The 26,996-nt window shown below is 37.9% G+C and carries 21 protein-coding genes; 11 read left to right on the top strand and 10 right to left on the bottom strand.

Annotation, left to right across the window (positions count from 1 at the left end; genetic code table 11):
- Positions 1 to 1,296: an APC family permease gene (locus BM073_RS03545; protein WP_091650466.1), complete on the top strand. Its 1,296-nt coding sequence runs from the start codon at positions 1 to 3 to the stop codon at positions 1,294 to 1,296.
- Here BM073_RS03545 and rfbB read toward each other — a convergent pair.
- The 3 genes from rfbB to BM073_RS03530 are packed head-to-tail and all read right to left on the bottom strand — an operon-like array spanning position 1,290 to position 4,601.
- Complete coding sequence (gene rfbB, locus BM073_RS03540) at positions 1,290 to 2,339, bottom strand: dTDP-glucose 4,6-dehydratase (protein WP_091650463.1); 1,050 nt, start codon at positions 2,337 to 2,339, stop codon at positions 1,290 to 1,292. The two genes, BM073_RS03545 and rfbB, sit on opposite strands and share 7 nt — an antisense overlap.
- Positions 2,332 to 3,396, bottom strand: a complete 1,065-nt coding sequence (locus tag BM073_RS03535; protein WP_091650461.1) for an NAD-dependent epimerase — start codon at positions 3,394 to 3,396, stop codon at positions 2,332 to 2,334. The genes rfbB and BM073_RS03535 overlap by 8 nt, the downstream gene beginning before the upstream one ends.
- A gap of 38 nt (positions 3,397 to 3,434) precedes the next feature.
- Positions 3,435 to 4,601: a glycosyltransferase family 4 protein gene (locus BM073_RS03530; RefSeq protein ID WP_091650456.1), complete on the bottom strand. Its 1,167-nt coding sequence runs from the start codon at positions 4,599 to 4,601 to the stop codon at positions 3,435 to 3,437.
- 260 nt (positions 4,602 to 4,861) lie between these two features.
- Here BM073_RS03530 and proC point away from each other — a divergent pair, with 260 nt between their 5' ends.
- Positions 4,862 to 5,665, top strand: a complete 804-nt coding sequence (gene proC, locus BM073_RS03525) for a pyrroline-5-carboxylate reductase (RefSeq protein WP_091650451.1) — start codon at positions 4,862 to 4,864, stop codon at positions 5,663 to 5,665.
- Between the two features lie 425 nt (positions 5,666 to 6,090).
- Here the strand turns inward: proC and BM073_RS03515 are convergent, their stop codons facing one another.
- From BM073_RS03515 to alaS, 3 genes are read right to left on the bottom strand one after another with little or no spacing between them, the layout of a single operon-like run.
- Positions 6,091 to 7,203 (bottom strand): TlpA disulfide reductase family protein, encoded by a 1,113-nt coding sequence (locus BM073_RS03515; RefSeq protein WP_091650446.1) that lies wholly within the window; start codon positions 7,201 to 7,203, stop codon positions 6,091 to 6,093.
- Position 7,204: 1 nt separating this feature from the next.
- Positions 7,205 to 8,665, bottom strand: coding sequence for an Asp-tRNA(Asn)/Glu-tRNA(Gln) amidotransferase subunit GatB (gatB, locus tag BM073_RS03510; RefSeq protein ID WP_091650443.1), 1,461 nt, complete (start codon positions 8,663 to 8,665; stop codon positions 7,205 to 7,207).
- A gap of 17 nt (positions 8,666 to 8,682) precedes the next feature.
- A complete protein-coding gene (alaS, locus tag BM073_RS03505) occupies positions 8,683 to 11,307 on the bottom strand; it encodes an alanine--tRNA ligase (RefSeq protein ID WP_091650438.1) in 2,625 nt (874 codons plus the stop codon).
- Between the two features lie 374 nt (positions 11,308 to 11,681).
- Here alaS and BM073_RS03500 point away from each other — a divergent pair, with 374 nt between their 5' ends.
- From BM073_RS03500 to BM073_RS03485, 3 genes are all read left to right on the top strand, one after another.
- Positions 11,682 to 12,791 carry an alanine racemase gene (locus BM073_RS03500; protein WP_091650435.1) on the top strand — a complete coding sequence of 370 codons (1,110 nt, stop codon included), beginning with the start codon at positions 11,682 to 11,684 and terminating at the stop codon, positions 12,789 to 12,791.
- Between the two features lie 175 nt (positions 12,792 to 12,966).
- The gene (locus BM073_RS03490) at positions 12,967 to 15,558 is read left to right on the top strand and encodes a PAS domain S-box protein (protein WP_091650430.1); all 2,592 of its coding nucleotides are present in this window, start codon (positions 12,967 to 12,969) and stop codon (positions 15,556 to 15,558) included.
- Between the two features lie 3 nt (positions 15,559 to 15,561).
- On the top strand, positions 15,562 to 15,951 hold the full coding sequence (locus BM073_RS03485; protein WP_091650427.1) for a response regulator: 390 nt from the start codon (positions 15,562 to 15,564) through the stop codon (positions 15,949 to 15,951).
- Positions 15,952 to 15,959: 8 nt separating this feature from the next.
- Here the strand turns inward: BM073_RS03485 and BM073_RS03480 are convergent, their stop codons facing one another.
- The 4 genes from BM073_RS03480 to BM073_RS03460 form a co-directional block, all read right to left on the bottom strand.
- A complete protein-coding gene (locus BM073_RS03480; RefSeq protein WP_091650425.1) occupies positions 15,960 to 16,427 on the bottom strand; it encodes a hypothetical protein in 468 nt (155 codons plus the stop codon).
- An 11-nt stretch (positions 16,428 to 16,438) separates the two neighbouring features.
- Complete coding sequence (locus tag BM073_RS03475; protein WP_091650422.1) at positions 16,439 to 17,263, bottom strand: DUF2490 domain-containing protein; 825 nt, start codon at positions 17,261 to 17,263, stop codon at positions 16,439 to 16,441.
- Between the two features lies 1 nt (position 17,264).
- A complete protein-coding gene (locus BM073_RS03470; RefSeq protein WP_091650420.1) occupies positions 17,265 to 19,208 on the bottom strand; it encodes a hypothetical protein in 1,944 nt (647 codons plus the stop codon).
- Positions 19,209 to 19,472: 264 nt separating this feature from the next.
- A complete protein-coding gene (locus BM073_RS03460) occupies positions 19,473 to 20,876 on the bottom strand; it encodes an arginine decarboxylase (RefSeq protein WP_091650414.1) in 1,404 nt (467 codons plus the stop codon).
- A gap of 291 nt (positions 20,877 to 21,167) precedes the next feature.
- On the opposite strand from BM073_RS03460, the gene rocF reads away from it, so the two are divergent.
- From rocF to BM073_RS03430, 6 genes are all read left to right on the top strand, one after another.
- Positions 21,168 to 22,118 carry an arginase gene (rocF, locus tag BM073_RS03455; protein ID WP_091650409.1) on the top strand — a complete coding sequence of 317 codons (951 nt, stop codon included), beginning with the start codon at positions 21,168 to 21,170 and terminating at the stop codon, positions 22,116 to 22,118.
- A gap of 243 nt (positions 22,119 to 22,361) precedes the next feature.
- Positions 22,362 to 24,152 (top strand): arginine--tRNA ligase, encoded by a 1,791-nt coding sequence (gene argS / locus BM073_RS03450; RefSeq protein WP_091650404.1) that lies wholly within the window; start codon positions 22,362 to 22,364, stop codon positions 24,150 to 24,152.
- 1 nt (position 24,153) lies between these two features.
- Positions 24,154 to 24,744: a glutathione peroxidase gene (locus BM073_RS03445; protein WP_091650400.1), complete on the top strand. Its 591-nt coding sequence runs from the start codon at positions 24,154 to 24,156 to the stop codon at positions 24,742 to 24,744.
- Positions 24,745 to 24,753: 9 nt separating this feature from the next.
- The gene (locus BM073_RS03440) at positions 24,754 to 25,662 is read left to right on the top strand and encodes a 1,4-dihydroxy-2-naphthoate polyprenyltransferase (protein ID WP_091650398.1); all 909 of its coding nucleotides are present in this window, start codon (positions 24,754 to 24,756) and stop codon (positions 25,660 to 25,662) included.
- Between the two features lie 74 nt (positions 25,663 to 25,736).
- The gene (locus tag BM073_RS03435) at positions 25,737 to 26,588 is read left to right on the top strand and encodes a universal stress protein (RefSeq protein ID WP_091650395.1); all 852 of its coding nucleotides are present in this window, start codon (positions 25,737 to 25,739) and stop codon (positions 26,586 to 26,588) included.
- Positions 26,589 to 26,635: 47 nt separating this feature from the next.
- Positions 26,636 to 26,989 (top strand): translation initiation factor, encoded by a 354-nt coding sequence (locus BM073_RS03430; RefSeq protein WP_091650394.1) that lies wholly within the window; start codon positions 26,636 to 26,638, stop codon positions 26,987 to 26,989.
- Positions 26,990 to 26,996: the final 7 nt, after the last annotated feature.

The raw sequence follows: 26,996 nt of genomic DNA, 5'->3' as shown, positions 1-26,996 counted from the left end.
ATGCCAGATACAGCTAAAATTTCCTGGAAAACCGCCGCGGGCCTTGTGATGGCCAATATGATCGGAACTGGGGTATTTACAAGTCTTGGCTTTCAACTCCTTCAGGTTCAAAATACCTGGTCAATCATTCTTTTGTGGGTAATTGGAGGTATCATGGCCTTAATCGGCGCTTTGATATATGCTGAGTTGGGAACTCATTTTAAAAAAAGTGGAGGTGACTATATTTTTTTATCAGAAACCCTGCATCCTTCCATCGGCTATTTATATGCTTGGGTTTCTTTAACTGTAGGATTTTCTGCTCCTATCGCTATTGCTGCCATGGCAATGAATAACTATTTAAACCCTATCATTCGAGCAGGAATCTATCCAGGATTGGCATTTTTACTTTTTATTCCGCTTACACATATTTTCTCTATCAAGCGCTCTTCACAGTTTCAAAATCTCTTCACCCTAATCAAGATCCTATTTATTCTGGGATTAATTGGAATAGGTTTAAGTCTTTCAAATCAAATTTCTACATCTGCTTTGGATTTCTCAGGAACCTGGAAAAATGAAGTGGTTCTGCCTGGATTTGCAGTTTCTCTGGTTTATGTATTTTATGCCTACACAGGCTGGAATTCAGCTGCATATATTGTAGAAGAAATAGAAAATCCCGGGAAAAATCTTCCAAAAGCCCTTTTAGCTGCAACAAGCTTGGTATTAGTTCTATATGTTTTAATGCAATTGGTTTTTCTCAAACATGCTAACCAAGAGCAATTGCTGGGTCAAGTTGAAGTAGCTGAGATTTCTTTTAAGAATATCTTTGGTGAATCGGGAGCCATGTGGGTAAGCATCTTAATAGGGATTCAATTAATTGCCACCATATCAGGATATGCTTGGGTTGGACCAAGAGTTACTTATGCCATGGCTAAGGATTTTAAAATCTGGAAGCCTCTATCCAAAACAAACTCAAAAGGAATTCCCGTTAGAGCTATTTTAATCAATACACTTTTCAGTCTAATCCTTTTCTTAAGCGGTTCTTTTGAGCAGGTAATGATCTACGCTGGATTTATTCTACAAATAATGGGAACCATCACAGTTTACTCTTCTTTAAAGGTTTCTAAATCCAAGGGTTTTCGCTCTCCTTTCAAACCCCTTCTTCAGTATTGCTATATCGTCTTTAGTTTGTTTGTTTCAGGATATATTTTCTGGGAGAAACCAAAAGAAAGTCTTGCCGGGTTGATCCTAATTCTAGCAGGTTTAATTCTGTATAAAGTCGATAAAAAAACCGGCACTAGGCCGGTTGTAGATCAATGATAATGTTGTTGGTAGTAATCTTGGTAAGCTCCCGAGGTCACATGGTCTAGCCATTCCTCATTGACCAAGTACCAATCAATGGTGATATCTATTCCCTCATCAAACTGCAAACTTGGCTCCCAACCTAGCTCGTTTTTGATTTTGGATGAGTCAATGGCATACCTCAAATCATGACCAGCTCTATCTTTCACAAATGTGATCAGCTTCTCAGAAGTACCTTCTTCCCTACCTAGCTTTTCATCCATTTTCTTGCAAAGCAGACGAACGATATCAATATTTTTCCACTCGTTGAATCCACCGATATTGTACGTTTCCCCTGCTTTTCCTTGGTGAAATACTGTGTCAATTGCTCGAGCATGATCCTTCACAAACAGCCAATCTCTGACATTTTCCCCTTTTCCATAAACTGGAAGCGGTTTCATATTCTTGATATTGTTGATGCAAAGTGGGATCAATTTCTCAGGAAAATGATTTGGTCCATAATTGTTAGAACAATTTGAAACAACCGTTTTCATTTTGTAGGTATTTGCATAGGCCCGCACAAAATGATCAGAAGCTGCTTTGGAAGCAGAATAAGGCGATTGAGGATCGTAAGGAGTAGTCTCTAAGAAGAAGCCTCCATCATGCAGTGATCCATAAACTTCATCTGTGGAAACATGGTAAAATAAGTGCTGATCCAATTCTCCTTCCCAGGCTTTTTTGGCAGCATTCAATAGATTGACTGTTCCAAAAACATTGGTTTTCACAAATGCCAAAGGATCAGATATTGACCTATCTACATGAGATTCTGCTGCAAGGTGGATTACATCGGTAATGGCGTGTTTTTCAAATACTTTTTCCAATTCCAAAGCATCTTGAATATCAACCTTCTCAAAGTAATAATTGGAAGCATTTTCTACAGCCTTTAGATTTTCAAGATTGCCGGCATAGGTAAGGGCATCCAAATTCACAATCTTATAAGAAGGATATTTCTCTACAAAAAGTTGTACTACGTGGGAACCAATAAATCCAGCTCCGCCTGTAATTAAAATTGATTTACTCATTTATAGTTTTTTTATAATAATCTAAGTACCAATCAGTAAATGCCTGAACTCCATCTTCAATTTTTGTATCAGGTTTATATCCGGTATCTCTGATCAAGTCAGAAACTTCTGCGTGTGAAGCAGGAACATCACCAGGCTGTAAAGGTAGAAGTTCCATTTTCGCCTTTTTGCCTAGTCCCTTCTCGATTGCCTTGATATAATCCATCAACAATACAGGAGAGGAATTACCAATATTATACACTTTATACGGGGCCCTCCCACTTCCTGGATCTGGGTTTTGAGGGTCAAAATCAGGGTTGGGTCTTGCAGGCCTATCAGCTACTTTAAGAATTCCTTCAACTATATCATCAATATAGGTGAAGTCCCTTTTCATCTCTCCGTGATTAAAGACTTTGATAGGTTCCCCTTTCAAAATTGCCTCAGTAAAAAGAAATAAAGCCATATCTGGTCTACCCCATGGACCGTAAACGGTGAAGAAGCGTAAGCCAGTAGTAGGTATTCCAAATAAGTGACTGTATGTATGAGCCATCAATTCGTTGGATTTCTTTGAGGCTGCATACAAAGAGATAGGATGATCTACTGAATCAGAGGTTGAAAAAGGTAATTTTTCATTTGCACCATACACTGAACTGGAAGATGCATAAACCAAGTGTTTGACTGGATTATAGCGACTGCACTCCAAAATATTCAGGAAAGCAATGATATTACTTTGAATGTATACTTCTGGATTCGTTAGGGAATATCTTACACCTGCCTGTGCCGCAAGATGGATTACAACATCAAATTTTTCAGCTTTAAAAAGTTCAGACAACTTCTCTTTCTCTGTTAAATCAAGCTGTATAAATGAATATTCTGGATACTTATTAGACTGAAGTAATTTTCCATAGTTAAGCTTTTCCTTTTCAATGCCCATATGCTCCAAACGAGCGTATTTTAGATTGATATCATAGTAGTCATTGATCGAATCCAAGCCTACTACCTGTTCTCCCCTTTCAATCAGTTTTTTTGCAACATGGAATCCAATAAAACCGGCTGTACCGGTGACCAAATACTTCATAGGGAAAAATAACTATTCATTATTAATTCAAATATATACTATTCACTTTTCTCAACCTCTTCAATCAAGCGTTGATAATTGGAAAATATTTCTTGATGAAGCTTCGTTCTCTCATATTTTTCACTGATTTCTTTAAAAAGGTTTGCGGCCAGTAATTGCATTTTATCTCTTTTTACGAATGCAAATTCCAGTGCTTCTCTTAAAACCTCTTCATTTTTTACAGGAAAAATTAGCCCAGTTTTTTGCTGGCTAATGATATCTGAATTACCAATTATATCAGAGCAAATCACAGGCAGCTGCATCGCTCCTGCTTCCAACAAAACATTGGGAAAGCCTTCTCTATGGGAGGCATGAACCAAGACATCTGCCAAAGCCATGTAATGAGCTACATGATCAGTCCAGTCTATTTGAACTATCCTTGGATGATCTTGGATGGTCTGAATTATTTCCGGGGAGAGTGGATTTAAATCTTGTTCAAAACTGCCTAACAAAACCAATTTTGAACTGGACACTATCTTTGAAGCCAAAAAAGCCCGAACCAACTCCTCAATACCTTTGTCTTTGACAAGCCTTCCTACAGCTAAGATTAAGAAATCATCTTCTCCTGGTAAGATTCTCATCGTTGCGGCAACCAAGTGATTTTCCTTTAGCGCAGACCGATTGTATTTAGCTAAATCCACTCCATTAGAGGAGCCACTTCCGATTACTTTTAATTTACGCTCAGAGCTTAGCTCTTTTTCAATCACGAAATTTTTTAATCCATGAGAATTAGGCCATACCTCAGTAGCGTTGGAATAGGTCCATTTTTCAGCACTTTCTAAAAGTCCTTTTTTTTGACCCTCGGCAGCCATGGCAGGAATGCCCGCTAAAGTATGAATCCGAATTTTGACACCCGCTAAATTTGCTGCTATCATTCCAAGCAAACCTGCCTTGGGTGTATGTGTGTGAACTATATCAGGTTTCTCATTTCGGAAAAGTTGGTACAATTTCCAAACGCATTTTAAATCCTGAAATGGGGTGATTTTTCTTGTAAAAGGAATTGTAATGTGCTTAACCCCTTCTCTTTTTTCGACTTGTGGAATTTCTTTACCATCAGAACTGACCGCAATTACCTCCCAACCCTTTTCTTTCATATATTTCATTTGCCCTGAAAGCAAAAGATTTAAAGAAAGAGGAACAGTTGTAATACGAATTAATTTCGGCATCAGTAGCTATTATAAAAACGCAAAGGCAGGTTTTGAAACAAACCTACCCGCTTTTGTGCAATTGCAGGGCCAAAAATAGTCATGTTAATGGAATATTCTACCATTAAAGCAGTGGATTCAATCTTAAAGCTTAATTAACTTTTGCCAAACTTGTAAAAAAAGTAATTGATATCATTTTCAGCTTTTTCTTAAGTATCTATTAATAAATAGCGCATTTAATTACCTTTAATGAAGATTATTTGCTAAAAATTGAAAAATTCATGATCACAGATAAAAAAATAGCAATCATAGGCTGTGGGAATTTAGGGACTTCCATCGCAAATGGCTTATTGGAAACCCAAGGCTTCGTTGCGAAGAATCTGACTTTGACTAAAAGGTCAATCAGTAGTCTATCTTCCTATTCCCAACTGGGAGTCACAATCAGCTCTGACAATATTACTGCTGCTCAGGAGGCTGATTTGGTGATTTTAGGGGTGAAACCCTACAATGTCACTCCCATATTAAATGAAATCAAAGAGGTTCTGAACCCTAGAAAACAGATTATTATTTCGCTAGCTACCGGAATAAGCCTCGAGGAAATGTATAAAACCCTAGATCCTCGGACAGTCTGTTTCCGTGCTATGCCCAATATTGCAGCAGATATTCAAGAATCGATAACCTGCATTTGTCAACAAAATGCAAATGCAGAACAAATTGCATTGATTGAAAAGCTATTTAATTCGATTGGATTTACTCAAACCATCGATGAAAATTTAATGGAAGCAGCAACAGTCTTAGGTGCCTGTGGTATTGCTTATGTTTTACGCTTTATGAGAGCAATGATTCAAGGAGGTATTCAAATTGGATTTGATTCTGTAACTGCCAGTAAAATTGTCAATCAAACTGTGAAGGGTGCTGCCGAACTGATGATACAGAAGAACATGCATCCTGAAGCAGCAATAGATAAAGTGACCACTCCCAAAGGCTGCACTATCGTAGGACTGAATGAAATGGAACATCAAGGCTTCAGTTCAGCAATGGTCAGGGGGGTAATTGCCAGCTACGAAAAGATTGAAAAACACTAAAAAATCACGCTTTAAAAAGAAACCGAAGAAAATCTTCGGTTTTTTTTATGTCAATTTTTGTCAAACTGAAATTAATCAAAAAATAACCGAAAAAATAAAAATGCCGTTTGGAGCACACCAGCCATACTTCTTGTATTAAAAAACAATCATTTCTATGAATATTTATATTTATTGAAAAAGAAAGAATTTTTGATGTGTTTTTCTTTTGAATATTTTTATTAGATTTGTCTCGGGTGATAAACAACTTTTGCTATTCCTTTTTAAAAGAACCAATTTTTAAAGGAAGGACTGTTTGGTACTTTTTCCTCCTTCCTTTTATGAAATAGAATTTCTGCTCTGAAAACCTTCGCTAAAACGAAGGTTTTTTTCATAAAAAAAACCCTGTCATTTTTGGTGACAGGGTTCTTCATTTTTGGTCAGAAATATTAATCAAAAATCTCTGCAAGCTTATTTTCAAGACTAGGTCCGCGTAAATCTTTAGCGATGATTTTCCCATCAGGATCCAGCATATAAGTAGCTGGAATGGCATTGATTTGATAGGTCTCTGCAGCTTTGGAATTAAAATACTGAAGATCTGAAACATGAGTCCAAGTCAGACCATCGTCTTCAATAGCTTTCAACCAGTCTTCTTTGGTTCTGTCTAAAGAGACTCCAAATACTTCAAAGCCTTTATCTTTATAAAGATTGTACATTCTTACAAGATTAGGATTTTCCTGACGACAAGGCTTACACCAAGCAGCCCAAAAATCAATCAGCACGTACTTCCCTTTCATATCAGAAAGCTTTACCATTTCCCCTTGAGGATTAGGTAATTCAATCTCAGGGGCAGGCTGCCCTACAGATAACTTTCTCATTTCATCCAGTTGTTGTTTTAACTGAAGGATTGATTTCGTGTTAGGGTAGTTTTCATTCAGATCAGAAACCAATTGATCCAAAAATGGAAAATCATTTTTTGGATTTAATAAGCCTACCGCAGCAAGAGAGGCAAAGCTATCTCCCATACTTTCTATAGTCGCTTTTACTTTTTCAGATTGCTGAGCTTCCAATTCCATTGCCTGCTCTTGGATACTTCGGATAGCATCTGAGTTATTACTACTCATGGCTTCATAATAAGCTTCGTTTAGCTTATTCACTTCAGCTTGATAATCATTCATCAGCTTTTCCAGTTTGAGCATCTCCTGAGAGTCTTGAGAACCCTCGATTTTAATTTCCTCTGGTTTGGAGAAATCATAATAAACCTGCACATTTTCATCCAAAAGAGCTAGCCTTACTGAGCGTTGACCATAAAGATTCAATTCATAAAAGGTAGGAGAATCAACAGCCACCTCATATTCAAATTCCCCTTTGGAGTTAACCTCCAAGGTATCTAAAACCTTTGGTCTTGATTCTGTAAACTGAGAAAGAACAACCACTCCTGCCGGAGCATTTTCAACTTTCCCCGAAACAAGGACTTTTCCATCCGTATTAGACTGTCTGCTTCCACAGGAAACCAATATTGTGAAAACAGCCAGAAAACTTAAGCTGAGTATTTTTTTCATATTAATTGTCTAGAATTTTTGTCAATAATTTAGTGGCGACTTTTGGATCTGCCTTTCCTTGAGACTTTTTCATTACCTGTCCCATAAACATCCCCATTAATCCCTTTTTACCTGATTTATACTCCTTTACCTTAGAAGCATTTTCACTGATCACACTTTCAACTATAGGCAACAAAGAATCTTCATCGCTTTCCTGGATCAAATTTAACCGCTGAGCAATTTGAAGAGGACTTTCTTCAGATTGATTAAGCATTTCAGGATAAATCTTTTGCTGAGCAGCTGTGAAGCTAACATGCCCCTCATCAATCATCTCAATCAATTCTCCCAACTTGGTAGCCGGAATCGGAAAATCTGAAATTGAGGCTCCACTTTCATTCAAATAGGACTTAATCGGTCCCATCATCCAGTTGGATGCCGCTTTATAATTAGAAGTGATTTTACAAAGATTATCAAACCATAAGGCAATGGATCTTGATTCTGTCAAGAAACTGGCATCATAATCCGGAAGCCCGTAGTCATTGACAAACCTGGATTGCAGTTCACGAGGAAGCTCTGGCATCTGTTCCTGAATGGAGCTCAACCATTCTTCAGAAATCACCACCGGACTCAAGTCAGGCTCAGGAAAATACCTGTAATCATTTAAATCTTCCTTGGTACGCATGCTGGCAGTTGTACCCGAATTGGCATCAAAAGTTCTTGTTTCAGAGACAATTTCCTTGCCTTCTTCCAACAGCCCGATTATTCTTTCATGCTCGTGCTCAATAGCCCGAAAGACATTTCTGAAAGAATTCATGTTCTTCACTTCAACTTTTTTTCCAAGTTCTTTGGCGCCCTTGAGCATGACAGATACGTTGGCATCGCATCGAAGAGATCCCTCTTCCATGTTTCCATCACATATTTCTAAATATTCAACGAGCTTTTTAATCTCAGTCAAAAAAGCATAAGCCTCTTCTGGGCTATGCATATCCGGTTCAGAAACGATTTCAATTAATGGAGTACCTGCTCTGTTAAAATCCACAAAAGTATCTGTTTCACCTGCCAAGTGAATTGATTTACCTGCATCCTCTTCCATATGTACCCGATTGAGTCGGATATCTCTTTTGGTTCCGTCTGAAAGCTGAATAGGTACTGTCCCACCCACGCAAATAGGCCCTTTATCTTGGGTAATTTGATAGCCCTTAGGCAAGTCTGGATAGAAATAATTTTTTCGGGAGAAAATATTAAATCGCGTGATTTCAGAATTACAGGCTAACCCCATTTTCACTGCATACTCCACCACCTTTTTATTGATCTTCGGTAATGTGCCTGGATGCCCTAGGGTAATTACAGATATTTGGGTATTAGGAAGATTACCGTATTCAGTAGAATCGGCTGAAAATATTTTACTCACAGTCTGCAATTGGGCATGAACCTCCAGCCCAATTACCAACTGATATTTATTTCTTAAATCTTCGCTAATCATATTTACTTATTCAGCGCTTATAAAAACATTTGCTTTGCCTTGCTAATCACGTCTGGAAGGCCTTCCAATTTTTTGCCACCTGCTGTAGCAAAGAAAGGTTGACCTCCTCCTCCACCCTGAATCTCCTTGGCTAATTCACGGACAATTTGACCCGCATTCAAGTTTTTAGATGAGATCAAATTTTCGTCCAAAATAACAGCTATTTGCGGTTTTCCTTCGATTTCTGCTGCAAGAATTACAAAGGCATCAGCTACTTCATTTTTCAATTCATAAGCCAATTTCTTCAAGGAGTCTGCATTCGGAAGGCTAATTTGAGCCAAAAGAATTTTTGCTCCATCCTTTTCTACAAATTGCTTTAAAAGATCTGCTTTAACTCCTGAAGCTTTCTCTTGATATAATTTATCCAGCTCGCTCTTCAATTCCGCTTTTTCCTGCAACAAAGATTCCACCGCTTTCTTCAAGTCTTTAGGGTTCTTTAACAGGTCCTGAAGTTCTTTCAAGAGATTTTCCTGAGCTTTCAGATATTTCTCTGCTTCCAAAGAAGTTATAGCTTCTATCCTTCGAACCCCTGAAGCTACAGATCCCTCTGAAAGAATCTTGAATAGCCCAATTTGTGCTGTGGAAGGAACATGAGTACCACCACAAAGTTCGACTGAGAAGTTTGGATCAAAGGTGATTACTCTCACATAATCCCCATATTTTTCACCAAACAAAGCAGTTGCGCCCATTTGCTTAGCTTCTTCAATAGGGACATTTCTTTTTTCCAAAAGCGGGATATTCTCCCGAATCTTGGAATTGACAATGTCTTCAACCTGAGAGATTTCTTCTTCAGTCATCTTAGCAAAGTGGGAGAAATCAAACCTGAGGATTTGATCATTCACCAAGGAACCTCTTTGCTGCACATGTTCTCCTAGCACCTGTTTAAGAGCAGATTGCAACAAATGAGTAGCAGTATGATTATTCATAGTTAAGGACCGCTTGCCCTTATCCACCTCAGCTGAAAACTTCAAACTTGGATCCGTTGGCAGTTTTTCAACAAAATGAACAATCAGGTCATTTTCCTTTTTGGTGTCTACTACTCTTATTTTTTCCGATTCAGATATCAAGTAACCGGTATCCCCTACCTGACCGCCACTTTCTGCATAAAATGGAGTTTTGTCCAGCACCAACTGATACTTATCTCCTTTTTTATCCTTAACTACCCTGTATTTGATGATGTGGGAATAAGCCTCAGTAAAATCATAACCTATAAAGTCCACACCTTCATCATCATGCACTGAAACCCAATCTCCGGTTTCGGATTCTGAAGCTGCTCTAGATCGATTTTTTTGTTTTTCCATCTCAAAGGCAAAGCCTTTTTCATCCAGTGAAAAGCCACCTTCTCTTGCAATTAAAGAAGTTAAGTCCAGTGGAAAACCATAGGTATCATATAATTCAAAGGCAGTTTTTCCTGAAATCACGGTTTCATTTTGAGCTCTCAAGTCCGCCTTGATTTGATCCAGCATCTTTAAGCCTTTATCCAAGGTTCTCAGGAAAGATGTTTCCTCTTCCTGAATCACTTTTGCAATAAATTCCTGCTGTTGCTTTACCTCTGGAAAAATCTCCCCAAAGTTGGCTGAGATCAATGGGCTCAATTCATATAAAAATGGCTCCTGAAAATCCAAGAAAGTATATCCATACCTCACAGCTCTTCTGAGAATTCTTCTGATCACATAACCAGCTTTATTATTGGATGGCAATTGTCCATCTGCTATGGTAAAAGAAATTGCTCTGATATGGTCGACGATAACCCTAAATGCAATATCAGTTTGCTCATCTTGCCCATACTTTTTCCCAGATTTACCTTCCAAAAAGGAAATGAAAGGCATAAACAAATCCGTATCATAATTGGACGACTTATGCTGTATTGCTCTTACAAGTCGCTCGAAGCCCATTCCAGTATCAACATGCTTGGCAGGCAATTCTTTTAGACTTCCATCAGAAAGTCTGTTATACTGCATAAACACCAAGTTCCATATTTCAATGACTTGAGGGTGATCATTATTTACCAGATCCTTCCCGGCAACTTGCTTTCTTTCTTCCTCAGAGCGCAAATCAATGTGGATTTCTGAACAAGGACCACAAGGACCTGTATCTCCCATTTCCCAAAAATTATCCTTTTTGGACCCCATGATGATTCTATCTTCTGGAACAATTTTTTTCCAGAAATCATAGGCCTCTTGATCCATTTGTAAATTGTCATCCTGGTCACCTTCAAAAACAGAAACATATAATCTGTCCTTTGGTAATTGATACACCTCAGTCAGTAATTCCCAAGCCCATTCAATAGCTTCTTTTTTGAAATAATCTCCAAAGGACCAATTGCCCAGCATTTCAAACATGGTGTGGTGGTAAGTGTCCACTCCGACTTCCTCCAAATCGTTGTGCTTTCCACTTACACGAAGACATTTTTGTGAATTGGCTACTCGGGCGTATTTAGCCTGCTCATTTCCTAAAAAAGCATCTTTAAATTGATTCATCCCTGCGTTTGTAAACATCAGGGTAGGGTCATTTTTAACAACTATTGGAGAAGAAGGAACAAACTGATGCTGTTTAGACTGGAAAAACTCAATGAATGTACTTCGGATTTTTTTTGCTTCCATGAAGTTTAGACTGCGCTTAAGGTGTTGAATATTGGATACAAGTCCGCTAAAATCGGCCTTTTATTTTGGGACACAAAATTAGTACAATTGGCGGGCTATCGCTAAGGGTGTGGGTAAATTCTACAATTGTTTCAAAATCGGAGGCTAAAATTCCAAAATCCAACTCAGAAAAATGAAATAATACAGAATACCAGTCTTGTTCAAAATCCTTCCGCAGGATAAACTCGAAATAGGAATAGTCAATTTCAGTATTTCAATCAATCTCTAATTTTAATCTTCAAAGCTTATTGGATAGCAGTAATTCATGAATTATTCATTTCCAAGCTCAAAAATCTTTTTTACTTTCAGGTAAATTTTAATGCTATCAAACCACAATGACCTACCTATCAAAAATCACTTCCCCTACTCTGCTGATCGATGAGAAAAAATGCCGGGCAAATATTAAACGAATGGCAGATAAAGCTGCTCGGCATGAAATGAAACTTGCTCCACATTGGAAGACTGCTCAATCTAGAATTATTGGGACTTGGGCAAAGGATTTTGGAATCAAAGAATTAACAGCTTCATCAATCAAGATGGCTGCATATCTATGCGGACAAGGCTGGGATAATATCCATATAGCTTTTCCTTTTAATTCATTGGAAATAAATAAGCTGAATGAATTAGCCAAAAATCAAATCCTTTCAGTTCAATTGATCAACCCAATCACCACTCAAAAATTGGTAGACCAATTGACTGAAAAAGTAGGTTTCTTCATAGAAATAGATGCCGGATATGGCAGAACGGGCGTCAAGGTTTCGGATTTTGGACTGATTGAAGAAATCTTGAGAACAGCTAAGAAGTCTGATAAGCTATATTTTAAAGGTTTTTACATCCATGCAGGTCATTCCTATTATAAGCCTGACATTCCAGAACTCTATGAGCAAACCAGAAATGCATTAGGGATGCTGAAGGCCAAATATCGATCTGAATATCCGCACCTAGTTACTCGAACAGGAGATACTCCCGGTTGTGCAGTGATGGAAGATTTCGGAGATATCGATGAAATGGGACCTGGAAATTTTGTCTTTTTTGACTTAATGCAAGCCAAACTTGGCGGTTGTTCAAAAGAAGAGATAGCTGTTGCTCTTGCAGTTCCAGTGGTCGATATTAATAAAGAAAGAAAAGAAGTGCTTGTTCATGGTGGTGGGGTTCATTTGGCCAAAGATGTGTTGAAAGAGCCTGATGGCACAAATAATTTCGGCGAAGTGGTCCAACTGGAAGAATCTGGCTGGAAAATTTCTGAACCTAGTGAAAGGTCCTATTTAAAAAGTATTTCTCAGGAGCATGGCATTATAAAGGCTTCCGAGAGCTTTCTACAAAAGGTGAAAATTGGAGATGTGATAGGAATACTACCTGTTCATTCCTGTATGACAGCAGATGCTATGGCTTCTTATTTGAGCTTGGATGGTCAGACAATAGACCATGCAGAGGGAGTCTCCTAATGCAGTCATTTGATGATCAAATGACCTAAAAAATCAATCAAAACCAATTTTACGATTATGAGTTATCAATTTGATTGAATTGTGAATGAAGACTGTATAGCTTATTTCCTCCCTTAAAATTTCTTGATTCCCTACTTGATAACCTGTAAAATAGGTTTGAAATAATAATGTATTGATGAGCAGCATTTCACCTCTTTTTGAAGAATTTTCTTCTTCAAAAAACATCCTCAACCTGATTGAAACTGAATTATGTGATGGGATTTTACAACTCACACAAAATTCGGATTGGGAGGAAAAAAGCAACATATCTCTTAAAAATCTATTAGGTTTTCCTATTGGAAAGAATTATCCTGGTTTTTTTAATCTCGTTCAGCCTTCAGATCTCACGGCATTTTTGGATGCAATTGGAAAAATTTCAGCTGAAAGAGGAGGGAAAATAAATTTTATACTCCGAGCCAAGCATGTAAATGGAAAGCGCCTTCATCTCCAACTCATCGGACAGAGATTAAAAGCAAACTCGCCTGATTTATTATTTTTTATCAAAGACCAAACTGCAAAAATCGAGCAGGAGGACTTTACTTTTCAATGCAACTTAGCATCAAAAATTGGATACTGGAACATAGATCTAGAGACACAAAAGCCCTATTGGAGCCGAGTGACCAGATTGATACATGAAGTACCAGATGATTTTCAACCTGATCTGGAAACAGCGATAGATTTTTATAAGGATGGGCATAGTAAAGAATTGATCCAACGAGTCGTAAAAAATGCGCTTGAAAAAGGAGAACCTTATGATGTCGAACTTATCCTTTTAACATATAATAAAAAAGAAAAGTGGGTTCGGGCCATTGGACTTCCGGAATTTGCCGATGGAAAATGTATTAGGTTATACGGGACTTTTCAAGACATCCACCAACGCAAAATCAATAGACTTAAACTCCAAGCTGAGCAGGCAAAGTTTAAAAACGCTATTGAGGGGACTAATCTTGGAACCTGGGAATGGAATGTTCAAACGGGCGAGGCTGTGTTTAATGAAAGGTGGGCTGAAATCACAGGATACACGCTGGCCGAATTAGCCCCAATTTCTATAGAGACTTGGACAAAATTGGCTCATCCTGAAGACCTTGAAGTTTCCTCCAAAAAGCTTCAAGACTGTTTTGAGAAAAAAACAGATTTTTACGAATGTGAGGCCAGAATGAAGCATAAAGACGGGCATTGGGTTTGGGTGTATGATAGAGGAAAGGTGTTTTCATGGACTGAGGATGGCAAGCCGTTGATGATGTTTGGAACTCATCAGGACATCACTGAAACCAAAAATGAAATTGAACAACAAGCCATTTTCATTCAGCAGGCACCGACATCCATTGCGATGTTTGACAAAGAGTTGAATTACCTCTCCGCTTCTTCTAAATGGATTAGAGACTATGGACTAAACGGTAAAAAAATCATCGGAAATTCCTTTTTTAAAACTTTCCCGAAATCAAATCAAAACTGGCAGGAAATTTTTGAGGACAGCTTAAAAGGCAATTCCCGAAAAAAAGACGAGGAAAAGTTAGTTTATGAAAACGGGGAAATTCAATGGATCAAATGGGAGTGCAAACCATGGTATAATAAACAGGGGAATATTGGTGGTGCATTGATTTACACCCAGGATATCACGAAAGTCAAAGAAACAGCTGAGCAACTGAAAATTTCCATGTCTGCTTTTCAAAGAAATTTTGAGAATGCGGGGATTGGGATGGCTATAGTGTCTACCGAAGGACAATGGAAAAATGTCAACGACAGACTTTGCGAAATGATAGGATACAGTCGTGAAGAACTTTTGAAGCTAACTTTTCAGGACATCACCCATCCCGAAGATCTCAATGCTGATTTAGAATTGTTGTATGAAACCATAAGAGGAGAGCGACAAACGTATCAGATTGAAAAAAGATATTTTCATAAAACCGGAGAAGAAATCCATGCACTGCTTTCAGTATCAGCAGTAAGAGATACCGAGGATAAATTACTTTATTTTATTTCTCAGATCATCGATATTACTGATTTAAAGCATGCACAGGCTCAAATAGAAAAGTTATTACAGACCAGTGAAGACCAAAACGAGCGTTTAAAGAATTTTGCCCATATCGTATCTCATAATCTTCGTTCCCACAGTGGTGGAATGGTACAACTTCTGGAGTTTTTAGAAATAGAAAGTCCGGAATACTTTCAAAATGAATTGGTCAAATTGCTCAAACAAGCATCCGACAATCTTAAAGAGACTATTGAACATTTAACCCAAATAGTCAATGTCAACTTACAGTCCTCCTATCCAAAAAAAGCGCTCAATTTGTATGATGTGGTGGAAAAAGCCTTACAAAGCCTACAAATGGCAAGTCAAAAGTCAAGCGTGAAACTGATTAATGAAGTAGATCCCGCTTTGAAAGTAATGGCAATTCCTGCATATTTGGATAGTATAGTGCTGAATTTTCTTACCAATGGCATCAAATACAAAGATCCTGAAAAGGATAGTTTCGTAAAAGTCAAAACAATTAACCACTCAGAAAGCATAGAAATTCAGTTTGAAGACAATGGTTTGGGGATAGATTTGGAGAGATATTCGAATTCTTTATTTGGAATGTACAAGACTTTTCACAAACATGATGATTCGAGGGGAGTAGGACTTTATATCACTAAAAACCAGATCGAAGCTATGGGTGGAAAAATCGAAGTAGAGAGTAAAGTTACAGTAGGAACAATTTTTAAAGTTTTTTTAAATAAGAATTAAATCATGATTGACCTAGCTTGTTTAATTGAGGATGATCCTATTCATGTCTTCCTAACAGAAAAATTTTTGGGTGCCAGTGGAAAAGTGAAGGAACTCATCCGCTATGCTAATGGAGAGGAAGCTTATTTTGCACTCAGAGAAAAGTTCGAGAAAAAAACACCTTTACCTGAATTAATCCTATTGGATCTAAATATGCCTATTTGGGATGGATGGCAATTTTTGGAAGAGTTCACGAAGTTAGCCATTGAAAAAAAGATTTACATTTTCATTCTGACAAGCTCTATTGACAGTCAGGATGAACTTAAAGCTCAAAAGTATGGGATGCAGGATTATTTTAGAATTAAACCAATCACTGCCAATATGGTGACAGAAATATTTGACATGATGGATTAAGAAATCTGTCAATTGATAAAATAAACTATCCCAAGCTTTACTGTCCAAGTACTCCTCTGTCCAAATTGCCTTTGAATCTCAGGATTCAAACCCAATTGATCGAGTAATTTCCATTGGAGTCCGGTACCCACATTGAATGTGTGGAGATTTACAGGTGGATTCTCACTCAACTCAAATACTCTCTTATAATATCCGTATCCTGAAGAAGCGTACCATTGATATTTTTTTTCCGTCAGATAATACCGTGCATCTAAATTTACTCCAGTCGCTTTTCCTGTTGCTGGGAGATATACAGATACACTGGGACTAACAGATAAATAATGAATGGGGAAATATTCACCCGATATATTTATCGCAAAAAACCCAGGTTGGAATCGAAAATCATAGCCCTGAGATATCCTCCACTGCTTTTGATATTGAGCATGAACGCTCATGGATAAAGTAATTGCGATCAGCAATAAGCCAAATTTCTTCATGATTTTTAACCTTAAAATTGGAAGTCTCTGGTCAATGGTTTTCGGTTACCTCTAAAATCAAATGTGTACATAATATTCAAGCGAATAATATGTCTGTTCCGGTAAATACCCAAAGTGGATGTCGGACCATAAGTCCACATATGTCCACCAAAAAACATGAGGTTGTTGTAGGTATAACCAATTGCCGTGTAAAGACGGTTTTCTTCAAAAATATTCAGCTTAGTCTTGCCGGTTTCGAAGAATATCTCATTGGACGGAGCAATAAAAAAGGTCTTATTTTCCATTTTCGGCTTATTCAATGGAACATAAGCAGTGATTTTATAGCGATATCTATTGGTAAAATCATAGTCATCACCTACGTTATTTAAACGCTTGAATCTATGCTCAAATCTAAATTGATGAAGAACCTTTACCCTGCCAACTCCCTGAGTAAGCAACCATTGATGCCAAATTCTAGGTTCTAAGACAGAGGTCTCAAATTCCGGATTTCCAGGTTCAGGTGTGTAATTCCAAACTAAGGTCGGACCGAAAGTAACTTCGAAATTGTCTGTGAATAAATAGGTCATCCCGAAACGGTTATAAACCTGTCCCATTCTACCCACAAAATCACTTCTGTTATCAATACTACTCCTTCTTCGATAGTGATTTTCTTGATACCACCACCACTTTTCTGATAGCCTCAGTTTAAGGTACAATCCATTCCAGAGTTCAGTTGTGGCGGGTAAACCTTGAGGCTCCGTCACAGGAGAACTTTGAGCTAAAGCCAAACCAAAAGAGGTTACAAAGAATATCAGGATCAGACTTAACTGATGGACCCTATTGATCAATCTTTTCATTTTATTGAAGCCCTAGTGATTGTTCTAATTTTGAAATGGAAGCTCTCTTGTTGATGCTCCTTTCTATGCTTTTGGTGTCTTGATCCACTAAGGCAACCATCTTGGAGGAGAGCGTTTGAATTTTCTGAATCCAAACTGGGAGCTGTTTAGGATTCCTTTCCTGCATCAATTGTCCTTGGTAATATTCCATCAGGCGTTCGTATGCATCGTATAATTTGGGCTTAATTCTTTGATTGTAGCGGCTATAAGTAAATGGATTAAATACCTCTTCTTGATAAAGCTCGTCAACCTGCTGTGAGTAGCTATTCAACTCCAACAATTCAGGGTAATTAGAAATAAGGGTAGAAAGCAAATCCAGTATGTTTTGACCTATTGCCTTCTTCTTATCAAATTCCTGCTCCTTCGCAAAATCACCCGTCAGCTTTTGTAATGTTTGAGTATATAATTGCTCATAGACTGCTTTGACATATTCATTAGCAAAGTCCACCTGATATAGATTTCTGGTTGCCTCAGACTTTTGAGCAATTTGCTTTTCCAAGTCAAGGAGTTCAGAATCTTGCCTAATCACAAATAATGATTCATCTACCAAATCTTGCTGCTGATCAATCAATTCTGATATCTGTGTCAACCAGGAATCCAATCCTCTAAAAAAACCTTTTGAAAATTCTTCTTTAGAAAAAGACAAGGATCTGCTAACACTTTCTCCGCCATAAGTGAATTTGATTGGGATTTCTTTAGGGAACTTATTTTCCAGAGATTTTTCCAATAATGACACATCATGATATTGAATATCCTTTGTTTCCAGAAGTTTGACCAACTCTTCCAATCCTTTCAGTCTATTTTCAAAATCACTGTGAATTTGATAAGCATAAGCCATTGACTCTGAAGAGTTTTTATTCAACACAAAGGAATCATCATCGAGATAGGTTTGAATTTTGGAGATGAGACTTTTATAGCTTCCCGGAATGGTCTCTATCAGCCTCTGCTGAGTGCGATTAAATTCATACACCATCCTTCTGGTATGCATTGGGTAATCAATCAATTGTCCTGCTGCATTCACATAGGAGGATTCAAACTTTAAAAGTTTACTTAGGAATTCTTTTATGAATTGATTCCCTGCGTTCTGAGATTTAGCCTCTTCTGAGTCACTTAAAAATCCATCTCGGTAATCCAGATTAAAAACCCTATCTGCAACTCTAAATCCGGTATTTTTCCCTTGATCCAATAAATTGAGCTTATCTATGGTTTCAAAATAAACCTTATCCATGATCAGTTGGTCAGTCTTCAAGTCCCTCTTGACCATCCCGATTAAAAAGCCATTTAAATAATTTCGGACTTCTGAAATGAGCTTCTCCCCTTCTCGGTAGACAATTACCCATTCCCCGTCCATCACACCGTTTTCCAGGAGTTTACCTCTGATGAATTCGGCCCTGCCATTGTTTCTAAACTGAATTTCGAGTTTTTCAGAAAGATCTCCTTTTTTAAAAAGTAATTGATCAGAAAATGCTCTTCTTACTTTTTTGGGGCCGTCTACTGAATATTCCTCATATACCCAATTCCCTGAGGGCACCCCTCCTTCGTAATTAGCCTTTAATTCAATCAGAGTTCCACTTAAATCAGCCACAAGCTCAATGTCCTTTACATCCCTTATAGTGACTTTATAATCTTCTGTGAGGTAATTCCATTTCTGGGCTTTCTTATTTCTATCATAGGCGCCTTCCACCAGCACCTTTAAGAGCTCATCCTTTTGAGGCAACTTTTTAGATTGGAATTTAAAATCTCCATCTAAAACCACAGAATCTTTATCAAAAGAATAAAATTCAAAGTCAGCTTTTCCCTCGAATCCTCTCCATGAATAAGCACCGCTATAAATCTTTTTTTCCTGTCCCCAAATGTCATTACTGTATAAAAGGGCTAAAACAAGAAAGCATCTTGAAAACTTCATAGGCCAATTGAATCAAGAATATCACCAGAAACTAAGTTTTAAAAAACCTCAGCAAACTCAATTAGTTCCTGCTTATTATTTTTTTCGTGTTCCTTTAAAAAAGGGTTATATAATTCCCCCAGTGCATCTAAACTGCAAATTTATTATGGGAGAAGAACTTTTTAAATAATCTTAAATTACTGAATGTAAAAAGCTACACCTTTCATGGTTTGATAACCAAAAAAAGGAGAAAATCTACAAAGTGTAGACTTTCTCCTCAATTTATCACTTCTCAACTGGGGAATAGCCCAATGTTTTGAGCATACTTTCCTCAGTTTGATCCTTCGCAAATAATTTATGAACAATGCTACCGGTTTCATCTCTATCTATCAACACATGCTTGGGAGCTGGAATCAAGCAGTGTTGTATTCCTCCATACCCTCCCAAAGATTCCTGATAGGCTCCTGTGTGGAAAAAGCCGATATATTGTTTTTTGCCTTGCTCCACTTTAGGCAAGTAGATATTGAATTGGTGAGCTTCGGAGTTGTAATAATCCATGCTGTCACAAGTCAAACCTCCCAAAGAAATATTGTGATATTCCTCATCCCAGTTATTTACAGCTAGCATGATATATTTCTGATTCAAGCCCCAGCTATCCGGTAACTGAGTAATGAAAGATCCATCAATCATATACCAAAGCTCCTTATCATTTTGGAGTTTCTCATCCAAAATGCTGTAAAGAACAGCACCGCTCTCTCCTACTGTGTAACTTCCAAATTCAGTAAAAATATTCGGTTCATCGGTGTGGTTTTTAGCACACATCCATTTGATATTTTTGACAATTTGATCCGCCATATATTGGTAGTCGTAGTCAAAAAACACGTTTGTTTTGATAGGCCATCCCCCTCCAATATCCATGGTGTCCAAACTTGGAGCTACCTTCTTCAGGTCCACATACTTTTGGATAAATCGGGTCAACTCAGACCAGTAATAGGCAGTATCCTTAATTCCTGAATTGATGAAAAAATGGAGCATTTTCAAGCTTACTTGAGGATTATCCTTAATTTTTTCCTCATACAAGCTGATAATATCATTATAACGCACTCCCAGTCTGGATGTATAAAACCCAAACTTTGGTTCTTCATCAGCAGCGATACGGATACCCACTTGGAATGGGACTTTCACGTGCTCCAAGTAGTAATCAATCTCACTCAGATTATCCAGGATAGGAACACAGTTTTTAAAACCGTCATTCAGCAATTCGGAAATGTATTGCTTGTACAACTCCCTTTTGAACCCATTGCAAATAATAAAGGTATCCTTCGTGATTTTCCCTTCTGCATAAAGACTTCTCACCAAAGGAATATCGAAGGTTGAGGAAGTCTCTATATGGATATCATTTTTCAAGGCTTCATTCAATACGAAGCTGAAATGAGAAGATTTGGTACAGTAGCAGTAGGTATATTTTCCTTTATAGTTATGCGTTTGAATCGCATTGTTGAAGTAGGTTTTGGCATTCTGAATACTTTCAGAAATTTTGGGCAAATAGGTTAATTTTAAAGGTGTGCCATAAGTTTGGATGATCTCCATCAAGTTCACACCATTAAAAAATAACTCATTATTTTCAACATGGAACTCTTTGGTTGGAAAGTCAAAAGTCTGTTGGATCAGATCAATATATCGATTCATTTGCCTTAGTTGAATGTTTTATAATACGCTTACAAAATTGGACAATAAATATGGAATTCAAATTAAAAGCCCATAAATCCCTGAAAAAGCTCTAGGACTTAATCTTTATAAAGGAGTTCAAATTTTCTCTTCACATATATCTAAAACCACCTGTTTTAGCTACTTGTTTCCTTCCAAAGAAATAATAAAACCATACTTATTTCAGAAAATCACTTTATCCTTGAATTAAATGGATTAAATCGGGGGTATTAAGTAGCTTTGCCGGCATAAACCCAATAAATTTTTGAGAAAATGAGAAATATCAAACTAGTAGAAGTTCGTTCTGAAATTGCAGCCGGCACCCGGGGTGCAAGTTTGGGTATAGACGCTCTCAAAATAGCTTCTCTGGATAAAAAATCAGATTTCTTTACTCAATTCGAGCCTATTAATGTGGCTGACGCGAATAATTACCTATGGAAAGGAAATAAATTTCCTCACGCCAAATATATTGACGGGGTGTATCAGGTTCTCAAAAATGTATACAGCTCAATAGAATCTCTTCGCTTGGAAAAAAAATTCCCTATTGTATTGGCAGGAGACCACTCTACAGCAGCCGGCACCATCATGGGAATCAAAGCCGCTAACCCAGAATTAAGATTAGGAGTGGTTTGGATTGATGCTCACGCAGATCTTCATACACCTTACACCACACCTTCAGGAAACATGCACGGGATGCCTCTTGCAATGGTTTCTCAACTGGACAATAAAGAATGTCAGGTTAACCAACCAGATGAAGAAACATTGTTGTATTGGGAGAGAATCAAAAAAATAGGTGGAGATCAGCCTAAAATTGATCCTCAAGATATTGTCTTCATCTCTGTAAGAGATACAGAATCTCCTGAGGATTTCCTGATCAAAAAGCATGAAATCCGAAACTTCAAAACCAGTGAGGTCAGAGAAAAAGGCATAAGTCAAGTTGCCAACGAAACCTTAGAGATTCTCAAAGATTGCGATCAAATCTATATTTCATTTGATGTGGACAGTTTGGATAGCTCCATTTCTGTAGGCACAGGTACTCCAGTTCCAGACGGACTTACTGTCGAAGAAGCCATTCAGCTAAACGCAGAATTAATCAAAGACAAAAGAGTGTGTTGCTGGGAAATTGTAGAAGTAAACCCTACACTTGATACGGAAAACACCATGGCAGAAAACGCCTTTGAAGTACTCGAAGTTACCACCAAATCTCTGGTTGAAAACTTTTAAATGAATTGAGTCAATAAGGAAGACGAGTAAAACTATTAGGAATAATAAATGGCTAAAATCGATTATGTGAAATCGTCATTTTGATGCTTTTTTATTTCAAAATTCAAAACAATTGAAGCATAGAAAATTTCAGACAGGGTATAGATTAAAGTTTGCTGTTTTACCAGTTGACAATAGGTTGTATACATTCTAAAAAAAATCTTTGCGTACCTTCGCGTTCTTTGCGATTAGGTTAACAAAATCATGAATATTCAAGAAAATATCCTCTCAGGCATACAACAAGCCTTTCAAAATATCTTCAATCACGATCTAGCAGTAGATCAACTGAGTTTGGCGCCCACCAGAAAGGAATTTGAAGGAACTTACACATTTGTGGTTTTCCCATTTCTGAAAATCAGCCAAACGACTCCTGAAAACACAGCCAACCAAATTGGTGAATATCTTAAGGCAAATGTCAGTGAGGTCGCTGATTTCAATGTGGTCAAAGGATTCCTGAACTTAGTTTTGAATGAAAATTCATGGCTGGATATTTTTCAAAAAATTTATTCCAATCCAAATTTGGGGCAGCTTCCTGCCAATGGGCAGAAAGTAATGGTGGAGTACTCCTCTCCCAACACCAATAAACCACTGCATTTGGGCCATCTCAGAAATAACTTTTTAGGCTTTTCGGTTGCGGAAATCCTCAAAGCAAATGGCTACCAGGTGATCAAAGCCAACTTGGTCAATGATCGGGGAATTCATATTTGTAAGTCCATGGTGGCTTACCTGCATTTTGGAAATGGAGAGAGTCCTGAAACCTCAGGGTTAAAGGGAGATCATTTGGCTGGGAAATACTATGTGCTTTTTGATAAAGAATACAAATCCCAGATCAAAGTTTTGATAGAGCAAGGTCAAAGTGAAGAAGAGGCAAAGAAGAACGCCCCAATCTTATTGGAAGCCCAGGAAATGCTCAGAAAGTGGGAAGCTAATGATCCTGATGTCGTTAGTCTTTGGAAGCAAATGAATGCCTGGGTATATGCAGGGTTCGACGCCACCTACACCAAAATGGGAGTTGACTTTGATAAATTCTACTATGAATCCGACACCTATTTATTAGGGAAAGATATTGTCGAAGAAGGACTAAAAAAGGGTGTTTTCTTCAAAAAAGAAAATGGCTCTGTTTGGGTAGATTTGACTGATGAAGGATTGGACGAAAAGCTTGTTTTGAGAGGTGATGGAACTTCCGTTTATATCACTCAAGACATGGGTACAGCAGACTTGAAGTACAATGATTTTCAAATAGATAAATCGGTATATGTGGTTGGAAATGAGCAAGATTATCACTTTGATGTCTTGTTCAAAATCATGCGTAAACTGGGCAGACCTTATGGGCCAGGGCTTTATCACCTTTCCTACGGGATGGTAGATCTGCCTACAGGTAAAATGAAATCTCGAGAAGGTACAGTAGTGGATGCCGATGACTTGATGCAGGAAATGATTGACACTGCAGAATCTCATACCAAGGAATTAGGGAAAATTGAAGGGTTTACTAGCGAGCAAGCAGCTGAACTGTATGAGATATTGGGACTTGGCGCTTTGAAATATTTTCTATTGAAAGTGGATCCTAAAAAACGAATGCTCTTCAACCCTCAAGAGTCTATCGAATTTCAGGGAAATACTGGCCCATTCATTCAATATTCACATGCAAGAATTGCATCTATTTTAAGAAAAGCAGATCAGCTGGGAGTAAATTATCAAAACCCTGATTTTAGTAGCGTGAGTAAGATTGAAGAATCGGAATCTGCTTTGATATTCTTATTGAATGATTTTGAAAAGAAAATTAAGCAGGCTGGTGAAGATTACGCTCCATCCATCATGGCTCAATATCTTTTTGATTTGGCCAAAGAGTATAACCGATTTTATGCAGATCTTCCTATTTTTAATGAGGATGACACAAACATTCTTACGTTTAGAGTGGCCCTTTCTTCGCTAACTGCTCAAACAATCAAAAAAGGAATGAGTTTGCTAGGCATAGCAGTACCTGACCGAATGTAATATGAAAAGCATCTTCTACCTTCTCTTAGCTTTAGTCCTTCTTTCCTGTGGGAAAACATTAGAAAGACCTGAGCATTTGCAAGCAGGAATGATGACACTAAACAATACCTCTATGGAAAGTTCATTCTATGATTTTAAACTCAAAAATATTGACGGAAAAGAGGTTGATTTCAGTCAATATAAGGGCAAAAAAGTATTGATTGTCAATGTGGCTTCTAAATGCGGCTATACTCCTCAGTATGAGTCATTGCAGGAATTACACGAAAACTTCGGAGATAAAATCGCAATTCTGGCTTTTCCGGCTAATAATTTTGGTGGACAAGAACCTGGATCTAATGAGGAAATCAAGGAGTTTTGTACCACCAATTATGGAGTAAGTTTCCCTGTTTTTGAAAAAATATCTGTAAAAGGTTTCGATAAACACCCTTTGTACAGTTGGCTTTCTGACGAAAAACTAAACGGATGGAATAATCAGGAACCAACATGGAATTTCTGCAAATACTACATAAATGAACAGGGAGAATTAATGAAGTTTTTCCCTTCTTCCGTGAATCCTTTAGATGAAGAAATCATTTCATTGGTAGAAGCATAATCTAGATTAGTGAAAAGAGAAATTAGCACAAAAAAAGAAGCCTGGCTGCATGCAGTCAGGCTTCGTACTTTACCCTTAGCGCTTGCGAGCATATTCGCAGGTTCTTTTATTGCCGCATGGCAAAACTCATTTCGTTGGGAAATATTAGTCTTGGCTTCCTTAACCACTGTTTTTCTCCAAATCCTATCTAACCTCTCCAATGATTACGGAGATTCTGTGCATGGCGCAGACTCGATCGATCGCCAAGGACCGGTTAGAGCGGTCCAATCAGGGCTAATCACCCTGCCTGAAATGAAAAAAGCAATGTATCTATTTGGAGCTTTATCATTGATTTCAGGCCTTTCCCTTCTTTATTTGGCCGTTCAGGATTTACAGATTTTCTTGCTCTTCCTGGGTTTGGGTTTGGCAGCAATTTGGGCATCCATCACCTATACTTCAGGTAAAAATCCATATGGCTATGCTGGTCTGGGAGATCTTTCAGTATTTATATTTTTTGGCTTATTAGGGGTACTCGGGACATATTTTCTCCATACCTATAGTAGCAATAATTTAGCTGTATTGATTGCGGTAGCTTTAGGTTTTTTTAGTACGGCAGTTTTGAATATTAATAATATCAGGGATATAGATTCCGATAAGCTTGCGGGAAAAAAATCAATTCCTGTCAGGATCGGGAGAAGCAATGCAGTTAAGTACAATTGGTCTTTGATCATATTAGGGAATCTTGCTCTTCTTTGGTTTGTAATTTATTCCAGTGAATGGTTTTCACTCATTGCACTTTTAGCAAGTATCATAATGATCAAGGTAGCCCGAGGAGTTCAAGTAGCTCAATCAGCTCAGGAAACTGACCCTTATCTCAAAAAAATGGCAATTAGTACCCTATTTTGGGTAGTTCTTTTTGGGATTGGGCTACTTTTTTAGGAAAAGCTGACAAAAGTCCTTTTATGGTCTCGATTTTATGCTAATTTGGCATAACACAATAACTCTTTTTGACCATGACTAAAGTACTTGTACCCTACGACTTCTCAGAACAAGCCCAATATGCACTGGATTTCACCACTAATCTTGCCTCAAAATTGGACAATATTACTGTGGAAGTGCTTCACGTTCTCGAAATCCCAACCAACACCAGCCTTGGTACAATGGGTGGAGGTGAAATGATGCCTGAAATTGAAAACCAGATTTTCTTCGTGGAATTGACGGAACGAAGGAAAAAACAAATGAAAGAACTGGAAGAGAAATTCAAATCCCAAAAATTTGAATTCAAAACCAAATTAAAACTTGGAAATGCCTTTCAGGCTATCAGTGAATCCATCAATGAAGAAAAACCAGATCTGGTTGTAATGGGGTCAAAAGGCTCTTCCGGCTTGGAGGAGGTCTTGGTGGGGTCGAATACCGAAAAAGTGGTAAGAAATGCCAAGTGTCCTGTAGTCACCATCAAATCTCCAGTTGATCCTAAGGATTTGAAAAAAATTGTTTTTGCTAGTGATTTCAGAGAAAATTCAGATGAAGTAGCAGCTAGAATCAAAAGGCTACAAAAATTGTTTGGAGCTGAACTTTACTTGGTCAATGTGAATACACCTGGCAGCTTTGAAACTACCAGAGAATCAATCGCTAGAATCAAGCATTACGTAAAGAAATATGATTTCGAAAACGTCAAAGCTGAGATCTACAACTCTTCATCTGAGGAGTCAGGAATCATTGAGTTTGCCGAAGACATCGATGCGGATTTGATTGCAATGGCAACTCATGGAAGAACAGGTTTCTTACATTTAATCACCGGAAGCATAGCAGAAGACGTGGTCAATCACGCTAAAAGACCAGTTTGGACATTTCGAGCTGAGTAAAAAAACAAGTAAATTGCCTGCATAAAAGCAGGCTTTTTTATTGAATTATGGGAAGAAAAAACAACGATTGGAAAAAAAGAGATGGGGTAGTATACTCCACCAGCGACAACTTTGATTACAATTATGAGGAAGATGAAGCACTGGAAACGCTCCCTCCTGCTCAACAAAACCTGAAGGTAATGTTGGATAAAAAAGCAAGAGGAGGAAAACAGGTTACTCTGATTGAAGGCTTTATTGGAACTGAGGATGATCTAAAGGATTTAGGGAAAATGCTCAAGACAAAATGTGGTGTCGGGGGCTCTGCAAAAGATGGAGAAATCTTAATCCAAGGTGACCACAGAGACAAAGTCGTACAAGTTTTACAAAGTGCCGGATACAAAGCAAAACGATCTGGTGGCTGATTATTGA

The sequence above is a fragment of the Algoriphagus ornithinivorans genome, assembly GCF_900115305.1.
Classification (GTDB): Bacteria; Bacteroidota; Bacteroidia; order Cytophagales; family Cyclobacteriaceae; genus Algoriphagus; species Algoriphagus ornithinivorans.
This window is presented reverse-complemented; position numbering and strand designations above follow the sequence as displayed.